Raw genomic sequence first — 17,363 nt, forward strand, 5'->3', positions numbered from 1 at the left:
TACCGATAGATGACGTCGATCAAGAACCCGCCAGCGATTTCTGATAGATCGCGAAACAGGCCTCCGCCAAGGCCGAACGTGGGGCGCTGCGACGCATGATCAACCCTAGCCGGCCGAGGGTTTGCGCGTTTTCGATGGGTTGCAGGCGCAAATGGTCGGTAAGGTTTTCCAGGCCGCCGTCCAGGGGCATCACCGCGCAGCAGAACCCGCCGTGCACCGCTTGTAACAACTGGTGAACCGCATCGGTTTGCAGCAACGGCTGTGGGGTCAGGCCGCGGCTGTGGAAGTTGTGGTCGATGGACTGGCGAAAGTGCATGCCGCTGGTGAGCATGCCCAGAGGCAGTTCGATCAGCGATTCCCAGCTCAACGGTGCCTCGCCGAAGGTGTAGAAACGCTGATCGTAGAGCAGGCCCATGCGGGTTTCGCTGAAGGCCAGGGAGTCGAAGCGCTCGCCGTCGAGACGCTCCAGATAGGACACACCGAGGTCCAGGCGATTGTTGGCCAGTTGTTCGAGGATCTGCTCGGAACTCAACGCGGAGAGTTCGAAGCGCAGGTTCGGGTGCTCGGCATGCAGGCGTTGCATTAGTGGCAGCGGATCGAAACTCGACAGAGGCACCACGCCCAAGCGCAATGTACCGACCAGATTGCCGCGACACGCCGCCGCCTCGGCCTGCAAACCGTCATAAGCCGCCAACACCGTGCGCGCCCAGGCCAACACTCGCTCGCCCGGCGCGGTGAAGCCTTCGAAGCGCTGGCCGCGATTGACCAGGGGCAGTTCGAGTTCTTCTTCGAGACTGCGCAGGCGCATGGACAGGGTTGGCTGGGTGATATGACAGCGCGCGGCGGCCTGGCCGAAGTGCCGGGTTTCGTCGAGGGCGATGAGGAATTTGAGCTGCTTGATGTCCATCTTCGCTCCAGGGCGCGGTGAGGGTGGGGATTTTAGCGCTTGCGATGGATCGACGTCATTGGTCGGGTTGGAACCAGGGATTGCGGGCTTGGTCTAGTCTTTTGCGTCTGGACCCTTATCCCATGGAGAGAACACGATGAGCCTTTTCAGCTTTTTAAAAGATGCCGGTGAAAAAATCCTTGATGCGCTGACGCCAGACAAGGCCGAAGCCAACGGCGAAGCGTTGACCAAGCACGTCAAGGATGCACTGACGGGAATCGACACTTCCAAAATCCAGGTGAAAGTCGAAGGCGAGAAAATCATCGCCACCGGCGAAGCCGCCAGTCAGGAAGAGAAGGAAAAAATCCTGCTGGCCCTCGGTAACGTGGCCGGTATCAGCGGTGTGGATGATCAGATCACTGTGACCGGTCCGGTGGCCACACCGGCGAAATTCGTCACGGTGGAGAAGGGCGACACGCTCAGCGCGATTTCCAAGCGTGTTTATGGCGATGCCAACAAGTATCAGAAGATCTTTGAGGCCAACAAGCCGATGCTCAAGGATCCGAACAAGATCTATCCGGGTCAGTCGTTGCGGATTCCTGAGTAACCCCCACTCGATCATTCCCACGCTCTGCGTGGGAATGCCTCCGCGTTCGGCTCTAAAAGGGACGCGGAGCGTCCCGGGCTGCATTCCCACGCGGAGCGTGGGAACGATCAGGTGCAGGCAATTCGATCTTTCTACAACCCGGCAATCAACTCTCGATAATCCCCAGCCGCCGCAAACTCCGCCGTGTCCTTCGGCCCTTTGCGGCTGTCCGGTTCGCTCACGGCCAACAGGTGCGCCACACCAAAATTGCGCGCACTGCGCAGGATCGGCAACGTATCGTCGATAAACAGACTGCGCGCCGGATCGAAACCGATGTCCGCCTGCAAGGCATCCCAGAACTGCGGGTTTTCCTTGGCAAAACCGTAATCGTGGGAACTGATCAACCGCTCGAAATACGGCGCCAGTTCAATCCGTTCCAGCTTGAGTGACAGCGAATCGCGGTGGGCATTGGTGATCATCACCACACGCTTGCCGGCCTGTTTGATCGCCGCCAGAAAGGTGTCGGCATCCGGGCGCAGGGCGATCAAGTGCGCGGTTTCCAGTTTCAGTTCACGTACCGGGATTTTCAGCTCGGCGCTCCAGAAGTCCAGGCAGTACCACTGCAACTGGCCGGCATTGCGCTCGAACAGCGGCTGCAATTCCATTTCTGCCATGGCGCGGCTCACCCCATGCAACTCGGCATAACGCTGGGGCAGGTGTTCCATCCAGAAATGGTTGTCGTAGTGCAGGTCCAGCAGCGTGCCGTCCATGTCCAGCAGAACGGTGTCGATGTCGCGCCAGGGCAGCAGGGACATAAAAAACTTCTCCAGCGGTAAAAAAGATATCCGAGGTAAACAATCAGGATAGGCCGGGTATAGTAACCCGCTTACGCCAAGGAGCCTTTTATGCGCCAGAAACCCACCGTCCTCGCCCGCGAGATTGTCGCCACCAGCCGTTTATTCTGCGTCGAAGAGCTGAAGCTGCGCTTTTCCAATGGCGTGGAGCGCACTTACGAGCGTCTGGTCGGTAAAGGCGCCGGGTATGGCGCGGTGATGATCGTGGCGATGCTCGATGCAGACCACGCGGTGCTGGTCGAAGAATATTGCGGCGGTACCGATGAATACGAGCTGTCCCTGCCCAAAGGCTTGATCGAGCCGGGTGAAGACGTGCTGGCTGCGGCTGAGCGCGAGCTCAAGGAAGAGGCCGGGTATGGCGCGCGGCAGTTGGAGCATCTGACCGAGCTGTCGTTGTCGCCCGGTTACATGAGCCAGAAGATCCAGGTGGTCTTGGCCACCGATCTGTACGAAGAGAGACTGGAGGGCGACGAGCCCGAGCCGATGGGCGTGGACAAGGTCAACCTGCGCGAGTTGTCCGGCCTGGCCCAGAACCCTAAATTCACCGAGGGCCGTGCCTTGGCGGCGTTGTATCTGGCCCGTGATTTGCTGACCCAGCGTGGGGTGTTCCTGCCATGAATTTTCCTCATCCGTTGATGGCGCCGGTCGTTGAGTTGGCGTTGAAGGCTGGCGAAGCGATCCTGCCGTTCTGGCGCACCGGCACGGCCGTGACCGCCAAGGCTGACGATTCTCCAGTCACTGCCGCAGACCTGGCCGCCCACCATTTGATTCTGGCCGGGCTGACGGCGCTGGACCCGAGCATCCCGGTGCTGTCCGAAGAAGACGCCAACATCCCCCAGAGCGTGCGCGCCGAATGGCAGCGCTGGTGGCTGGTGGACCCGCTGGACGGGACCAAGGAATTTATTTCCGGCAGTGAAGAATTTACCGTCAACATCGCGCTGATCGAGCAGGGCCATGTGGTGTTTGGCGTGGTGTCGATGCCGACCAACGGGCGTTTCTACGTCGGTGGTGCCGGGTTGGGGGCCTGGCGGGGTGATAAAGGCGCAGCGCCGCTGCCGATTCAGGTGCGCGACGTGCCGGCGGCGGGCGAGGCGTTTACCGTGGTCGCCAGTCGTCGGCATTCCAGCCCTGAGCAAGAGCGTTTGCTGGCAGGGTTGAGTGAAAGCCTGGGTGAGTTGCAATTGGCGAATTTCGGCAGTTCGCTGAAATTTTGCATGTTGGCGGAAGGGGCGGCGGATTGTTATCCGCGCCTGGCGCCGACTTCGCAGTGGGACACGGCGGCAGCGCAAGGTGTGCTGGAAGGGGCGGGCGGTGAAGTGCTGGATTTGAGCGGTGCGCCGTTTAGTTATCCGGCGCGGGAATCGTTGTTGAATGAGTTCTTTTTGGCGTTGCCGGCGAAGGCTACGTGGCGCGAGAAGTTGTTGGAACTCGCACGCGGATAAGCTCGTTCCCACGCTCTGCGTGGGAATGCCTCTAGGGACGCTCCGCGTCCAGTGACGCGGAGCGTCACGGGCTGCATTCCGGAGCGTGGGAATGATCAGTTGTCAGCGGTGCAAAACGTACTGCCCCGTAAACGTCACCGCATTCTCTTCACTCCCCACATTCACAATCCGCGAATGCAGCGTCACCCGCGCTCTCCCATAACGCTTATACATCGCCAAAAACTTCTTCCACACCGCCGCACTCGGCGCCTGGCAAATCGCGATGGCATCGGTGGTTACCGGCAGCGGATAGTTGATCTGCCCTTCCTGAATCACGATGTGCCCGTCTTCAATCCCTTCTTCACGCAACCGCAAATGCAGCCAGCCCCAACCCGCCAACACCGCGCCGCAATACAGGCTGCCGCCGAACATGGTGCTTTTGTGATTGACGTTTGCTTCCAGCGGCAAGTGCAGGCGCAATTGCTGGTCGTGCCAGTCGAGCACTCTGAGACCCATGTCCCGCGTGAGGGGGATGTCGTGGTGCAGAATCGATTCCAGGTGACGACTGTCGCGGCTCATGCACGGGTCTCTTGTTTGAAGATGGTGATTGGACGGTAGCTCAATCGAGGTCATCGGTGTGGCTGTGGGCGCCGCCGTCGGCGAAGTTCAGCCCGTGCTTGCGCAGTTTGTCGTGCAGGGTCTTGCGCGGAATACCCAAGGCTTCGGCGAGGCTGCGCACCGAACTGTGAGAGCGCGCCAGTTCGGCGGCAATCAGGGTCTTCTCGAAGTTTTCCACCTGCTCGCTGAGCCCTCCGCTGACCACGTCGACCGTGGTGCTGACGCCACCTTCCGGTGCGCTGTTATCCAGCGCCAGCTCCAAGCCGAGGGCAAAGCGTTCGGCGGCGTTTTGCAGTTCGCGCACGTTGCCCGGCCAGGTGTGGCGCAACAGCAAAGCCCGTTGCCCCGGTTGCAGTTCGTGGGGCGGCAAACCGTGGCGGGCGCTGGCTTCGTCGGCGAAATGCTGGAACAGCATCAACGCATCTTCACCGCGTTCGCGCAGTGGCGGAATGCGCAGCGGTGCGACGTTCAGCCGGTAATACAAGTCAGCGCGGAAACGTCCCTGATCGGCGGACTGGCGCAGGTCTTCCTTAGTGGCGGCGATGACGCGGATGTCCAGCGGGATCAGCTGATTGCCGCCCAAACGCTCCACCACCCGCTCCTGCAACATGCGCAGCAATTTCACCTGCACATCCAGGCTCATGCTTTCGATTTCATCGAGAAACAGCGTGCCGCCGTTGGCGAATTCGAACTTGCCGATGCGGCGTTTTTGCGCGCCGGTAAACGCGCCGGGCTCGTGACCGAACAGCTCGCTTTCCACCACCGATTCGGCCAGCGCCCCGGCGTTGATCGCCACGAACGGACCGTTGCGGCGGCTCGACAGGTCGTGCAGCGCCCGAGCCACCACTTCTTTGCCAGCACCGGTTTCGCCGAGGATCAGCACGTCGGCCTTGGTCGCCGCCAAGGCGCCGATTTGCTCGCGCAGGCGCAGCATCGACGCCGATTGACCGACCAGTCGGGCGCTCAGTTCATTACGATCACTCAGAGCCAGACGCAGGCTGCGGTTGTCCAGCACCAACCGGCGCAAAGCCAGGGCGCGGCGCACGCTGTCGAGCAGGGCGTCGCTGGCGAAGGGCTTTTCCAGAAAGTCATAGGCCCCGGCGCGCATCGCTTGTACCGCCAACGGCACATCACCGTGGCCGGTGATCAGCAGCACCGGCAACTCCGGGTCTTGGGCGTGGAGTTCGGTCAGCAACTCGAGGCCGTCCATGCCCGGCATGCGGATGTCGCTGACCACCACGCCCGGCCAGTCGCGCTCCAGTTGCCCGGCCAAGCCCTTGGCTTCAGCCAGGGGCAGGATCTTCAGGCCGGCCAGGTCCAGAGTCTGGCTCAGGGCTTGGCGCAAGTGCGGATCATCGTCGATCAATACGACCTGGATGCGGTTATCGATGGTCATGCACTTCGGTCCTCGGACGGTTGCAGGCTCACACCCGGTGCGCCTGCGCGCAGTTTCAGGGTAATCAGGGCGCCACCTTCCTTGTGGTTGGAGAACGACAGTTCACCACCGAAGGCGCGCATCAGGGTGTCGCAGATCGCCAGTCCCAACCCAAGGCCCTGAGTCCGGGTCTTGGTGGTGTAGAAAGGCTCGCCGGCGCGACCCAGCGCTTCCAGGCAGAACCCGGGGCCGTTGTCGCGAATGTACAGGTTGACGCCGTCTGTGGTGGATTGGGCACTCAACCAGAGTTTGCGCGGCGGGCCTTTTTCGGTCAGCGCATCGAGGGCGTTGGCCAGCAGGTTGCCGAGCACCTGACGCAAACGGGTTTCCCCGGCCTCGACCCACAACGTGGCAGCCGGCAGGTCGCGGATCAACTCGACTTCCATGCTACGGCGACGCTTGGCCAGCAACGCCAGGGCATCGTCCAGCGCCGGTTGCAGGGCGACGCTTTCCGGGGCGTGGCGATCGCGGCGGGCGAAAGCACGCAGGTGCGCGATGATCGATGCCATGCGCCCAGTCAGTTCGCTGATCAGCTTGAGGTTGCCACGGGCATCGTCGGTGCGCTGATGATCGAGCAGCACTTCAGCGTTTTCCGCATAGCTGCGGATCGCCGCCAGCGGCTGGTTGAGCTCATGGCTGATGCTCGCCGACATCGTCCCCAGCGCTGACAGCTTGCCGGCTTGCACCAGATCGTCCTGGGCGCGCACCAGTTCCTGCTGGGCGTGTTCGCGCTCCAGCACTTCCTGTTTCAGGCGCCGGTTGAGGCCTTCGAGGTCGCTGGTGCGCTCGGCCACCCGGCCTTCCAGCTCGCGGCGGGCCTTGGCTTCGAAGGCGATCCGCTCCAGATAATGGCGACGGCGTTGCATCATCAGCCCGAGCAACAGCATCAACACCAGCAACGTCGCGCCACCGATGGCCACGACCGTGCGCACCGGGCGGTCGATCAGGGTGCGTGGCGCGAGGATGCTGACGTTCCAGCCGGTTTCCGCGATCGACTGGGTCTGGGTCAGCCAGGCGTTGGGGTTGAGCCTCAACGGCTTCGGATCGCGGGTCGGGTAAGGTTGAATTGCGCTGATGGCTTTGTTCTCGTCGTCACTCAAGACGCGAGTGGAGCGGAAACGCCATTCCGGCCGCGACGTCAGAATGACCACGCCGTTGTGATCGGTCAGCAGCAGTTGTTCCGGGGTTTTGCCCCAAAGGCTTTCGGTGTGATCGAGATCGACCTTGACCACCAGCACGCCGATGACTTTTTCGCCCTCACGCACGGCGGCGGCGAAGAAGTAACCGCGTTTGGCCGAGGTGGTGCCCAGGCCGAAAAAGCGTCCGAGCCGTCCGGCCATGGCTTCGCTAAAGTACGGCCGGAAGGAAAAATTACGCCCGACAAAACTGTCGTGTTTATCCCAGTTGGACGCCGCCAGGGTCTTGCCGCTGGTGTCCATCAGGTACATGACTTCGGCGCCGGTCTGGGCGCTGATATTTTTCAGCAAGCGGTTGGCATTGCCCTGGGTGACGCCATCATCAGGGGCACCCAGCACGGCGCGCAAGGCAGGCAGATCGCCAAGGATTTGCGGCAACACTTCATAGCGGTGCAGGGTGCCCAGCAGGTTGGCGACGTAGAGGTCGAGGGTCTGACGATTCTGCCCTGCCAGCTCGCTGCGGTAATACCGCTCGGCCAGATGCTGCAGCGGCCACAGCAACGGCGCCAGGCACAGTGCGAGCAGGGCCAGGCTGCGCCAACGGGGTCTGCGAGGAAGGGTCGGAGTCATGAGCATCGAGCGCCTGTGGGTACAGGCGCATTATGCCTAGGGTTGCGGGCGCAGTCTGCGTAACCGCGGCCGGCGCGCTGTTGAAGTGAAGATTCAGACAGCGTTTCAGGAAAAGACGTCAGCGTCCTTGAAGAAGGCCGCCGCCGCGTCCTTGCCCGACAGTTTTGGCTCTTCATCCAGTTGCCAGTCGATGCCCAGGTCCGGATCGTCCCAACGAATGGCGCGCTCGGCCGACGGAGTGTAGTAGTCGGTGGTTTTGTAGAGGAATTCGGCGAACTCGCTCAGCACCACAAAGCCGTGGGCGAAACCTTCCGGGACCCACAGTTGACGATGGTTCTCGGCGGACAGGCGCACCGCCACCCATTTGCCGAAGTGCGGTGAGCTGCGGCGAATGTCTACCGCGACGTCGAGCACTTCACCGGCGGTGACGCGAACCAGTTTGCCCTGGGTGTTTTCCAGTTGGTAATGCAGGCCGCGCAGCACGCCTTTTTGCGAGCGGGAATGGTTGTCCTGAACGAACTGCGTGTTCAGGCCGGTCGCGTCTTCAAAAGCCTTGGCGTTGAAGCTTTCATAAAAGAAGCCTCGCTCGTCACCAAACACCTTGGGCTCGATGATCAGGACACCGGGCAGGTCGGTGGTGACTACATTCATGGGGTTTCTCCAGCGATAGGCATTGATGGGTGACATTCTTACGCAAAGTGCTGATTGGTGCGAGTGCTGCGATGTCTTTTGACCGGTGCTGATCAGGGACGGGGGTTGCGTATCGCCCCAAGCGGTGGCGATATAAGCGCCTAATAAAATTTCAGGGGTTGTTGTATGCCGCTCGCCACGTTGATTCACCGCGCCAGTTTGCCCAGCCCGCAAGTGTCTGCGGAGCAAGCGTTAGAGCTGTTGCAGGCACATTACGGGTTGAGCGGGACCTTGCAGGCTCTGGGCAGCCAGCAGGACCTGAACTATCGCGTCGACAACGACCAAGGGCGGTTCGTCCTGAAAATCTGCCGGGGCGATTACTCGGCGCTGGAGCTGCAAGCCCAGCACGCGGGGCTCGAGCATTTGGCTGAGCACTCCAATGTGCACGTGCCGCGAGTGATTCGCGCGAAAAACGGTGCAGACCTGCTCTCCCTGGAAATCGGCGGTCAGGCGGTGCATGTGCGCCTGCTTGATTACATCGAAGGCCAATCGCTTACACACCTCGATCACTTGCCGGGTTCGGTGGTCGCCGGTTTTGGTCGGCTCTGCGGCGAAATGGATCTGGCGTTGGCGAGCTTTGACCATCCGGGGCTGGAGCGCACGCTGCAATGGGACGCCCGCCACGCCAATGCCTTGATCGCCCACCTGCTGCCAGTCATTCAGGATGGTCAGCAACGCGCATTGATCGCTGAAGTCGCCGAACAGGCTGAACGAAGCTTGCTGCCCTTAGTGGCGAAGCTTCCGGTGCAGGCCATTCACATGGACATCACCGACGACAACGTGGTGTGGCAGCGGGATTCGCAACGCCAATGGCAACTGCAGGGCGTGATCGATTTCGGCGATCTGATCCGTACCTGGCGCATCACTGATTTGTCGGTGACCTGCGCGGCATTGCTGCACCACGCCGAGGGCGATCCGTTCTATATCCTTCCGGCGGTACAGGCCTATCACACCGTCAATCCGTTGCAGCATGAAGAGCTGCAGGCGCTCTGGCCGTTGATCGTCGCCCGGGCGGCGGTGCTGGTGCTGAGCGGCGAGCAACAGGTCAGCATTGATCCGGGCAATGAGTACAGTCGCGACAACCTGACCCATGAGTGGGAAATTTTCCGCGTGGCGACGTCGGTGCCGCTGGAGCTGATGGAAGCGGCGATCCTGATCGCCGTCGGCCACACTCTGCCGAGTATAGGCAGCGAAGGTTTCGCGCCGTTGCTGCCGAGCCTGGTCGGCCGTGAATTTGCCTTGATCGATTTGGGTGTACTCAGCCCGCATTTCGAGGCCGGCAACTGGGAGCAAGAAGGCATCGATCAGCGTCTGCTGACGGAAGCCGCAGCGGCCCATGGTCTGGCGGCCAGTCGTTATGGACAATATCGGCTGTCTCGCACCCAACCGGACCGTGCAAATGAACCAGACACTTGCCCACTGCACGTCGAGTTGCGCGTGCCCCACGGCACGGCGGTTGAGTCGCCGTTTGCCGGGGTTGTTCACCAACCGGCGGTGGGCGTTTTACAACTCGACGGCCCGCAACTGAGCGTACGGCTGTGGGGCGTGACCCCGTCGCTGCACACCGGCGCGGCACTGGTTAAAGGTCAGGTGCTGGGTTCGGTCAGCGGGCCACTGATTGTGCAGTTGTGCCGAGGCGCGTCGTTTGATGCGCCATTGTTTTGCACGCCGTCCCGCGCAGCGGCCTGGCAAGCGTTGTGCCCATCCCCGGCGGTGTTGCTCGGGCTGGCGTGTGACGCTGAAGACGAACTCGATTCGCAAACGTTGCTGGCGCGTCGCGACGCCAGTTTCGCCCGTACCCAGAAGCACTATTACGTCGACCCGCCACGCATCGAACGCGGCTGGCGCAATCACCTGATCGACATGCAGGGCCGCTCCTACCTCGACATGCTCAACAACGTCGCGGTGCTCGGCCACGGTCATCCGCGCATGGCCGCGGTCGCCAGCCGTCAGTGGTCGCTGCTCAACACCAACTCGCGGTTTAACTACGCGGCGGTTGCCGAGTTTTCCGAGCGTTTGCTGAAGCTGTCGCCGGACTCCATGGACCGAGTGTTTCTGGTCAACAGTGGCAGCGAGGCCAACGACCTGGCGATTCGTCTGGCGTGGGCCTACAGCGGCGGGCGCGACATGCTCAGCGTGCTTGAGGCGTATCACGGCTGGACGGTGGGCGCGGACGCGGTGTCGACGTCGATTGCCGATAACCCCAAGGCCTTGAGCAGCCGTCCGGATTGGGTGCATCCGGTGATTGCGCCGAACACCTATCGCGGCGAATTCCGCGGCCCGGACAGCGCGCCGGATTACGTGCGCAGCGTCGAACACAACCTGGCGAAAATCGCCGAACAGAAACGGCAATTGGCCGGGTTTATCTGTGAACCGGTGTACGGCAATGCCGGCGGGATTTCATTGCCACCGAATTATTTGAAGCAGGTTTATGCGCTGGTCCGCGCGCAGGGTGGCGTGTGCATCGCCGATGAAGTGCAGGTCGGTTACGGGCGCATGGGCCACTTTTTCTGGGGTTTCGAAGAGCAGGGTGTGGTGCCGGACATCATCACCATGGCCAAGGGCATGGGCAACGGCCAGCCGTTGGGCGCGGTGATCACCCGCCGGGAAATCGCCGAAGCGTTGGAGGCCGAGGGTTACTTCTTCTCGTCGGCGGGCGGCAGTCCGGTTAGTTGCCAGATCGGCATGGCGGTGCTGGATGTGATGGAAGAAGAAAAACTCTGGGAAAACGCCCAGATCGTCGGCGGCTATTTCAAGGAGCGTCTTGAAGCGTTGATCGATATTCATCCTCTGGTGGGCGCGGTGCATGGTTCCGGTTTCTATCTGGGCGTCGAGCTGATCCGCAACCGCGACACCCTGGAACCGGCGACCGAAGAAACCACGGCGCTGTGTGACCGCTTGCGCGAACTGGGGATTTTCATGCAGCCGACGGGGGATTATCTGAACGTGCTCAAGATCAAACCACCGATGGTGACTTCGCGCCGGAGCGTGGATTTCTTTGTCGACATGCTTTCGAAGGTGTTGGACGAAGGGTTGTAGGGCTTGATATCGCTATCGCGGGCAAGGCTTGCCCGCGAAGGCGTCTTCGAAACCGATGCTAAATATCGATTGTTATCGGCTTTTTCTGGTTGTTTTTAGACGGAAGGCTCTTTGGTGACTTTTAAAGCCGATATTTATCGGCTATAAAGTCGCCATTGCCTACCTATAAAAAGACCCAGGAGATGATTCATGAGCCGTATCGTTACCGTCGCCGCTACCCAGATGGCTTGTTCCTGGGACCTTGAAGCCAACATCGAGACCGCCGAGAAGCTGGTCCGTGAGGCGGCGGCCGAAGGTGCGCAGATCATCCTGATCCAGGAATTGTTCGAGGCCCCGTACTTCTGCCAGAAGCCGAACCCGGATTACCTGCAACTGGCCACGACCGTTGAAGACAACGTCGCGATCAAGCACTTCCAGAAAGTCGCCAAGGAACTGCAAGTGGTGTTGCCGATCAGCTTTTACGAACTGGCTGGCCGCGCGCGTTTCAATAGCATTGCGATCATCGATGCCGACGGCTCCAACCTCGGGATTTATCGGAAAAGCCACATCCCGGACGGTCCTGGCTACCACGAAAAGTATTACTTCAACCCGGGCGATACCGGCTTCAAAGTCTGGAACACCCGTTACGCGAAAATCGGCGTGGGTATCTGCTGGGACCAGTGGTTCCCGGAGTGCGCCCGCAGCATGGCGTTGCTCGGCGCGGAAATCCTGTTCTACCCGACGGCCATCGGCAGCGAGCCCCACGACAAGACCATCTCGTCCCGCGACCACTGGCAGCGCGTGCAACAGGGCCATGCCGGCGCCAACCTGATGCCGCTGATCGCCAGCAACCGCATCGGCAACGAAGAGCAGGACGGCTACGACATTACCTTCTACGGCTCGTCGTTTATCGCCAACCAGTTCGGTGAGAAGGTTCAGGAACTCAACCAGACCGAAGAAGGCGTGCTGGTGCAGAGCTTCGACCTCGACGAACTGGAGCACATCCGCAGCGCGTGGGGCTCGTTCCGTGATCGTCGTCCGAACCTATACAATGCGCTCAAAACCCTCGACGGTTCCCTGGAGTCCTGAGCCTGATGACCACTTTAAACAGCACCCCGCGCGCCGACGGCTTCTACATGCCCGCCGAGTGGGCGCCACAAACCCAAACCTGGATGATCTGGCCCGAGCGCCCGGACAACTGGCGCCTGGGCGGCAAACCGGCGCAAGCCGCGCACGTCGCGGTGGCCAAAGCCATTGCCCGTTTCGAACCGGTAACCGTCGCGGTCTCCGCCGGCCAGTATGAAAACGCCCGTGCCCGTCTGGACGTGCCGAATATTCGTGTGGTCGAGATGTCCAGCGACGACGCCTGGGTTCGCGACACCGGCCCGACCTTCGTGATCAATAACAGCGGCGAAGTCCGTGGCGTGAACTGGGACTTCAACTCCTGGGGTGGTTTTGACGGCGGTCTGTACTCGCCGTGGAATCGCGACTCCCAGGTCGGCGGCAAGATCCTCGAGATCGAGCGCAGCCAACGCTACCGCACCGAGGGCTTCGTGCTCGAAGGTGGATCGATTCATGTCGATGGCGAAGGCACTCTGATCACCACCGAAGAATGCCTGCTGAACCGCAATCGCAATCCGCACCTGAACCGGGCGGACATTGAAGCGGTGCTGAGCGCGAATCTGGCTGTGGATAAAATCATCTGGCTGCCGGATGGTTTGTTCAACGACGAAACCGACGGTCATGTGGATAACTTCTGCTGCTACGTGCGTCCGGGCGAAGTATTGCTGGCCTGGACTGATGACCCGCAGGACCCGAACTACCCACGCTGTCAGGCGGCGATGAAAGTGCTGGAAAGCAGCACCGATGCTAAGGGTCGCCCATTCACGGTGCACAAGATGCCGATTCCGGGGCCGCTGTATGCCACCGAGGAAGAGTGCGCTGGTGTTGATCCGGTGGACGGCACCCAGGAGCGTAATCCTACCGTTCGCCTGGCGGGTTCCTACGTGAACTTCCTGATCGTCAACGGCGGCATCATCGCGCCGAGCTTCGATGACCCGCTGGACGGCCCGGCCAAGGAGATTCTGCAGAGCCTGTTCCCGCAGCACGAAGTGGTGATGGTGCCCGGCCGTGAACTGTTACTGGGAGGCGGCAATATCCACTGCCTTACCCAACAGCAGCCCGCGTCGCACAACGAGTGAGTGCAGTTGTAACAGCTTGAGTTGATTGCATATTCAACCGGGCAGAGATTGCCCTGTTCCGTTTAAGAGAAAGCCCGCAGCCCGTCAGGACCGCGGGCTTTTTTGTATCCACTCATCGACAGGTCGGAAACATTGGCACAGCTCTTGTATCTGTCATGGGGCAAAACAGGGAGGGGAGAACGGCGACGTTCTGTCATAAACCTTGGATAAGTTAGCCGCTCACAAACCGGGAGAGAGCGCTGAAATGAACGCCGAAGTGAACGTAGTGAGCGAGCGGACATTGCATCCCCTGGCAGTCAATAGCGAATCGCTACAGATCCTTGCGCACTGGTTGAAATCCAATGGAACGCGTCAGATCAGGGAACCTGATCCGCGCCGGATGATGATCGAGCGCTACCCCGCTGGTTTGTTCAGCGAAGCGGAGCTGGAAGCGTTGTGGGATGTGATGGAAGGATAAGAAGAACAACAACGGATTGATAAAAGCGCTGCCGGGAAGGCGGCGCTTTTTTATGGGCGATGATCGTTCCCACGCTCTGCGTGGGAATGCCTCACCGGAAGCTCTGCGTCCATCTGGGACGCAGAGCGTCCCCGGCTGCATTCCCACGCGGAGCGTGGGAACGATCACGTTAAAGCGAGAAGTTTAGAAGCTGTAGGTGCCGGTCACGACCAGGCTGCGCGGCGCACCCGGTTGAATCTGATATTGGCTGGTTGACGACGCGTAGTAGGTCTTGTCGCTGATGTTGTTCAACGCCGCGCGCAAATCCCAATCCTTCTGCCGGAACCCGGCCAGTGCATCCCAACGCCCATAACCCGGCAGAACAGTGGTGTTCAGGTTGTCGGCATAACGCTCGCCGACCAGCGTCAGGCCGGTTTCGGCGTACCAGCCCATTTCCGGCTTCCAGGTCAGGAATAGGCTGCCGTTGTGCTTGGCCACGTTATTGACGCGTTTTCCTTCAAAGCCATTGTTGTCTTTGACGACGGTAGCGTCCTGCAGGCCCACGCCACCGCGCACGTACCAGTTGCCACCAAGTTTGCCGGTGCCGGTCAACTCGATGCCACGGGAGCGTTGCTCGCCGGTGAGCAGGGTAATGGTTGGGTTGAGCGGATCGCTGGTGCGGCGGTTGTAGAGTTCCAGTTCGTAGATCGCCAGGGTGGTACTCAGGCGATCGTCGAGCCAGTCGCTCTTCACCCCGATTTCCTTTTGCTTGGTCAGTTCCGGGCTCAAGTCGTTGCTGTTGCCGGCCACGCCCGGGGTAATGCCTATCAAGCCGCCGCCAACCGGCGAGAACGTCTTGGTCCAGGAGGCGTAGAAGGAATGATTCTGCAGCGGCGTCCAGACAACGCCTACACGGGGACTGGTGCTGTGGCTGTCACGGTCTTCGGAAATATCCCGCAGCTTGTTGGTCGATTCGATGTCGAAAGTGTCGTAGCGCAAACCGGCCAGCAGTTGCCATTGATCGTTCAGGCGCAGTTGATCTTGCACGTACACCGCACGGCTTTCGACTTCGGTGTGGTTGTTGCTGGAGACCTGCATGCGACCGGTGTGACGCAAATCGCGGTTCGGGTTGTACAGGTCCAGCGCCGGCACGGCAGAGCTGCCGCGCTCGGAAGTTGCGGCGTTGTACAGCGTCGGATCACGACGCTGGCTGCCGATCTCGATGCCGGTCAGCAAGCGATGCTCGAGGCCGAAGGTGTCGAAGCCACCTTCCAGCTCCAGATTGTTGAACACGTTGCGGGTGGTCAGGTCCTGCTGCCAGTGCTGGCGCGTGACTTTTTTGGTCGCCGGTGTGTACCCCGTCAAGTAGGTGTTATCGAAATCGCTGTCGAGCTTGAACACGCCGAGGGTGTGGCGCAGCTGCCAGTTGTCGCTCAGTTCATAGCTGAGTTTCGAACGTAGGGATTGCGACTTGTCGTCGATGAAATCGTGTTCGCTGCCGTAGGTCGTATCCCGTCCTACGTCCGCCGGGCGTCCGTTTACACCGGGAATACCGCGATCCGGTGTACGGTTGTAACGGCTGTATTCGTACTGCACCAGCCAGTTCAGGTCCGGCGTCAGTTGCCAGCTCATGGACGGCGCGAACAGTTGGCGATTGCCACTCACACCGTCGCGGAAGCTGTTCTCGTCCATGTTGCCCATGTTCAGGCGCAGGCTGATGTTCTCGCTCGGATCGGTGCTCAGGTCCGCATAAAGACTGCGCAAATCATCGCTGCCGCCCTGGGCTTCGATGGTCGAGCGGCGGCCGAACTCTGGCAGCTTGCTGACCCGATTGACGATCCCGCCCTGGCTGCCACGGCCATACAGCACGGCGGCCGGCCCCTTGAGCACTTCGATGCGTTCGATGTTGTGCAAGTCGCGCACGTACTGGCTGTCGTCACGGATGCCGTCGAGGTAGAAGTCGTTACTGGCGTCGAAACCACGGATGCGCAGGCTGTCGAAGCGGGTGTCAGCGCCACTGCTGACGTTGGGAATGCCGCTTAGTGCAGTGCCCAGATCGTTAGTGCCGTAGTCCGCGACGTTGGCGGTTTTAATCGAGTCGATGGCTTGGGGCACATAGCGCACCGGCGTTGCCGTGCGGGTGGCGGTGCTGGTTTCTTTTACTCGCGGGTCATCGGCATCGGCGTCGGCGCTGATGGATGTCTCGGGCAACGTTGTAGGAGCAGCGTAGGAAAAACCAGCAGACAGCAGTGCGGAAAGGCCAAGACTGTAGGAAGTAAGACGAAAAGGGGCAGGCATTGAGGAGCGCATCCGTGGGATTTTAGGCAGTAGGGTGTAGGGGGGGGCATGAATGGTAATGCTTGCTATTTACTTCCGTTAATTATTCCTGATAGTCGCAGCGGCTTGATTGTTTCGAATTGTGTCGTGATTGCCACAGTCATTCGCCATAGGCATTCGACCGATTCTTGAAACAGACTCAACGCCATTCCAGCGTTTTTCCGAAACGGTCTGAGGACTAGGCTGCCGGCATCGATTTTTCCTACCTTTGGCCGGAGCCTTCCCATGATCCTTCACTACATTTACGACCCGTTGTGCGGCTGGTGCTACGGCGCCAAACCCCTGGTGCAAGCAGCTCAAGCTGTGCTCCCAGTGATCGCTCATGGCGGCGGCATGATGACCGGCGCCAATCGCCAGACTGTTTCGCTACAACTGCGCAACTATGTGATGCCCCACGACCGACGCATCGCCGAATTCACCGGTCAGCCGTTTGGTGAAGCGTATTTCGAAGGTTTGTTGCGCGACGAAAGCGCTGTTTTTGATTCCGCGCCGCCGATTGCCGCTGTGCTGGCCGCCGAGCAGATCGCCGGCCGCGGACTGGAATTTCTGGGGCGTTTGCAGAGCGCTCATTATCTGGAAGGGCGACGCATCGCTGACGAAGCAGTCCTGTTTGAACTTGCCAACGCCATCGGTCTGGACACTCAAGGTTTCCAGAGCGCTTTCAAACAAGCCGATACCGAGCGCCATATCAAGAAAAGCCGCGCTTTATTAGCCAACGTTGGCGGCCAAGGCTTCCCGACTTTCGCCCTGGAAAAGAAGGGACAATTCACCTTGATCGATATCGGCCCGTGGTTGGGCAAGCCGGAAGCCTTCGCGGCATGGCTGAGCCAATCGCTTCCGGCCCAAGCCTCGGCAGCCGAGTTTCAAGCCTGCGACCTCGACGGTTGCATCCACTGAATTCCCACTAAAACCTGCAACTGACACTCACAGACCAGGGTTTTCTTAGACGATTTTTGCCTATTCTCAGACGATTCATGAAATTGACACAGACTTGAGGGCGCGGATAGGATTCACGCCAACGCCTGTGGCTAACCGCCATGACTCACAAAACAATAAAAAGGCCCGCCGCGATTTTTCGTGGGCGGGCCTTTTTGTTTCGGGGTGAAAAAAGAGCG

15 protein-coding genes are annotated in these 17,363 nt (G+C 60.4%); 8 read left to right on the forward strand and 7 right to left on the reverse strand.

Annotated features, from left to right (window positions below; all coding sequences use genetic code 11):
- Window positions 1-19: 19 nt before the first annotated feature.
- Window positions 20-907, reverse strand: coding sequence for a LysR family transcriptional regulator (locus ACA071_RS01415; RefSeq protein ID WP_497642831.1), 888 nt, complete (start codon window positions 905-907; stop codon window positions 20-22).
- A 136-nt stretch (window positions 908-1,043) separates the two neighbouring features.
- On the opposite strand from ACA071_RS01415, the gene lysM reads away from it, so the two are divergent.
- Entirely contained in the window at window positions 1,044-1,493 is a 450-nt protein-coding gene (lysM, locus tag ACA071_RS01420) for a peptidoglycan-binding protein LysM (RefSeq protein ID WP_497642832.1), read from the forward strand.
- A gap of 131 nt (window positions 1,494-1,624) precedes the next feature.
- Here the strand turns inward: lysM and yrfG are convergent, their stop codons facing one another.
- Complete coding sequence (gene yrfG, locus ACA071_RS01425; RefSeq protein WP_497642833.1) at window positions 1,625-2,287, reverse strand: GMP/IMP nucleotidase; 663 nt, start codon at window positions 2,285-2,287, stop codon at window positions 1,625-1,627.
- Window positions 2,288-2,377: 90 nt separating this feature from the next.
- Here yrfG and nudE point away from each other — a divergent pair, with 90 nt between their 5' ends.
- Both nudE and cysQ read left to right on the forward strand, forming a co-directional pair.
- Window positions 2,378-2,944, forward strand: coding sequence for an ADP compounds hydrolase NudE (gene nudE / locus ACA071_RS01430; protein WP_133837780.1), 567 nt, complete (start codon window positions 2,378-2,380; stop codon window positions 2,942-2,944).
- Complete coding sequence (gene cysQ, locus ACA071_RS01435) at window positions 2,941-3,768, forward strand: 3'(2'),5'-bisphosphate nucleotidase CysQ (protein ID WP_497642834.1); 828 nt, start codon at window positions 2,941-2,943, stop codon at window positions 3,766-3,768. The genes nudE and cysQ overlap by 4 nt, the downstream gene beginning before the upstream one ends.
- Before the next feature lie 102 nt (window positions 3,769-3,870).
- Here cysQ and ACA071_RS01440 read toward each other — a convergent pair whose 3' ends face one another.
- From ACA071_RS01440 to rfbC, 4 genes are all read right to left on the reverse strand, one after another.
- Complete coding sequence (locus ACA071_RS01440) at window positions 3,871-4,326, reverse strand: YiiD C-terminal domain-containing protein (RefSeq protein WP_497642835.1); 456 nt, start codon at window positions 4,324-4,326, stop codon at window positions 3,871-3,873.
- Window positions 4,327-4,366: 40 nt separating this feature from the next.
- Window positions 4,367-5,761, reverse strand: coding sequence for a sigma-54-dependent transcriptional regulator (locus tag ACA071_RS01445; protein ID WP_497642836.1), 1,395 nt, complete (start codon window positions 5,759-5,761; stop codon window positions 4,367-4,369).
- Entirely contained in the window at window positions 5,758-7,566 is a 1,809-nt protein-coding gene (locus ACA071_RS01450; RefSeq protein WP_497642837.1) for a sensor histidine kinase, read from the reverse strand. The genes ACA071_RS01445 and ACA071_RS01450 overlap by 4 nt, the downstream gene beginning before the upstream one ends.
- A gap of 105 nt (window positions 7,567-7,671) precedes the next feature.
- Window positions 7,672-8,217, reverse strand: a complete 546-nt coding sequence (gene rfbC, locus ACA071_RS01455; protein WP_497642838.1) for a dTDP-4-dehydrorhamnose 3,5-epimerase — start codon at window positions 8,215-8,217, stop codon at window positions 7,672-7,674.
- A 165-nt stretch (window positions 8,218-8,382) separates the two neighbouring features.
- On the opposite strand from rfbC, the gene ACA071_RS01460 reads away from it, so the two are divergent.
- From ACA071_RS01460 to ACA071_RS01475, 4 genes are all read left to right on the forward strand, one after another.
- On the forward strand, window positions 8,383-11,295 hold the full coding sequence (locus tag ACA071_RS01460; protein ID WP_497642839.1) for an aminotransferase: 2,913 nt from the start codon (window positions 8,383-8,385) through the stop codon (window positions 11,293-11,295).
- A 189-nt stretch (window positions 11,296-11,484) separates the two neighbouring features.
- Window positions 11,485-12,363 carry an N-carbamoylputrescine amidase gene (gene aguB, locus ACA071_RS01465; protein ID WP_497642840.1) on the forward strand — a complete coding sequence of 293 codons (879 nt, stop codon included), beginning with the start codon at window positions 11,485-11,487 and terminating at the stop codon, window positions 12,361-12,363.
- 5 nt (window positions 12,364-12,368) lie between these two features.
- Window positions 12,369-13,475, forward strand: a complete 1,107-nt coding sequence (aguA, locus tag ACA071_RS01470) for an agmatine deiminase (RefSeq protein ID WP_497642841.1) — start codon at window positions 12,369-12,371, stop codon at window positions 13,473-13,475.
- A 244-nt stretch (window positions 13,476-13,719) separates the two neighbouring features.
- Window positions 13,720-13,932, forward strand: coding sequence for a hypothetical protein (locus tag ACA071_RS01475; RefSeq protein WP_123598111.1), 213 nt, complete (start codon window positions 13,720-13,722; stop codon window positions 13,930-13,932).
- Window positions 13,933-14,115: 183 nt separating this feature from the next.
- Here ACA071_RS01475 and ACA071_RS01480 read toward each other — a convergent pair whose 3' ends face one another.
- Window positions 14,116-16,209 (reverse strand): TonB-dependent receptor, encoded by a 2,094-nt coding sequence (locus ACA071_RS01480; protein ID WP_497642842.1) that lies wholly within the window; start codon window positions 16,207-16,209, stop codon window positions 14,116-14,118.
- Window positions 16,210-16,473: 264 nt separating this feature from the next.
- Between ACA071_RS01480 and ACA071_RS01485 the strand changes: the two genes are divergently transcribed.
- A complete protein-coding gene (locus ACA071_RS01485; protein WP_497642843.1) occupies window positions 16,474-17,145 on the forward strand; it encodes a DsbA family protein in 672 nt (223 codons plus the stop codon).
- Window positions 17,146-17,363: the final 218 nt, after the last annotated feature.

The organism is Pseudomonas sp. LBUM1646 (assembly GCF_059716165.1).

Excerpts from the sequence above, each read along its gene's own strand:
- ACA071_RS01415 (WP_497642831.1), bottom strand. The coding sequence starts at position 907 with ATGGACATCAAGCAGCTCAAATTCCTCATCGCCCTCGACGAAACCCGG.
- lysM (WP_497642832.1), top strand. The coding sequence starts at position 1,044 with ATGAGCCTTTTCAGCTTTTTAAAAGATGCCGGTGAAAAAATCCTTGAT.
- yrfG (WP_497642833.1), bottom strand. The coding sequence starts at position 2,287 with ATGTCCCTGCTGCCCTGGCGCGACATCGACACCGTTCTGCTGGACATG.
- nudE (WP_133837780.1), top strand. The coding sequence starts at position 2,378 with ATGCGCCAGAAACCCACCGTCCTCGCCCGCGAGATTGTCGCCACCAGC.
- cysQ (WP_497642834.1), top strand. The coding sequence starts at position 2,941 with ATGAATTTTCCTCATCCGTTGATGGCGCCGGTCGTTGAGTTGGCGTTG.
- ACA071_RS01440 (WP_497642835.1), bottom strand. The coding sequence starts at position 4,326 with ATGAGCCGCGACAGTCGTCACCTGGAATCGATTCTGCACCACGACATC.
- ACA071_RS01445 (WP_497642836.1), bottom strand. The coding sequence starts at position 5,761 with ATGACCATCGATAACCGCATCCAGGTCGTATTGATCGACGATGATCCG.
- ACA071_RS01450 (WP_497642837.1), bottom strand. The coding sequence starts at position 7,566 with ATGACTCCGACCCTTCCTCGCAGACCCCGTTGGCGCAGCCTGGCCCTG.
- rfbC (WP_497642838.1), bottom strand. The coding sequence starts at position 8,217 with ATGAATGTAGTCACCACCGACCTGCCCGGTGTCCTGATCATCGAGCCC.
- ACA071_RS01460 (WP_497642839.1), top strand. The coding sequence starts at position 8,383 with ATGCCGCTCGCCACGTTGATTCACCGCGCCAGTTTGCCCAGCCCGCAA.
- aguB (WP_497642840.1), top strand. The coding sequence starts at position 11,485 with ATGAGCCGTATCGTTACCGTCGCCGCTACCCAGATGGCTTGTTCCTGG.
- aguA (WP_497642841.1), top strand. The coding sequence starts at position 12,369 with ATGACCACTTTAAACAGCACCCCGCGCGCCGACGGCTTCTACATGCCC.
- ACA071_RS01475 (WP_123598111.1), top strand. The coding sequence starts at position 13,720 with ATGAACGCCGAAGTGAACGTAGTGAGCGAGCGGACATTGCATCCCCTG.
- ACA071_RS01480 (WP_497642842.1), bottom strand. The coding sequence starts at position 16,209 with ATGCCTGCCCCTTTTCGTCTTACTTCCTACAGTCTTGGCCTTTCCGCA.
- ACA071_RS01485 (WP_497642843.1), top strand. The coding sequence starts at position 16,474 with ATGATCCTTCACTACATTTACGACCCGTTGTGCGGCTGGTGCTACGGC.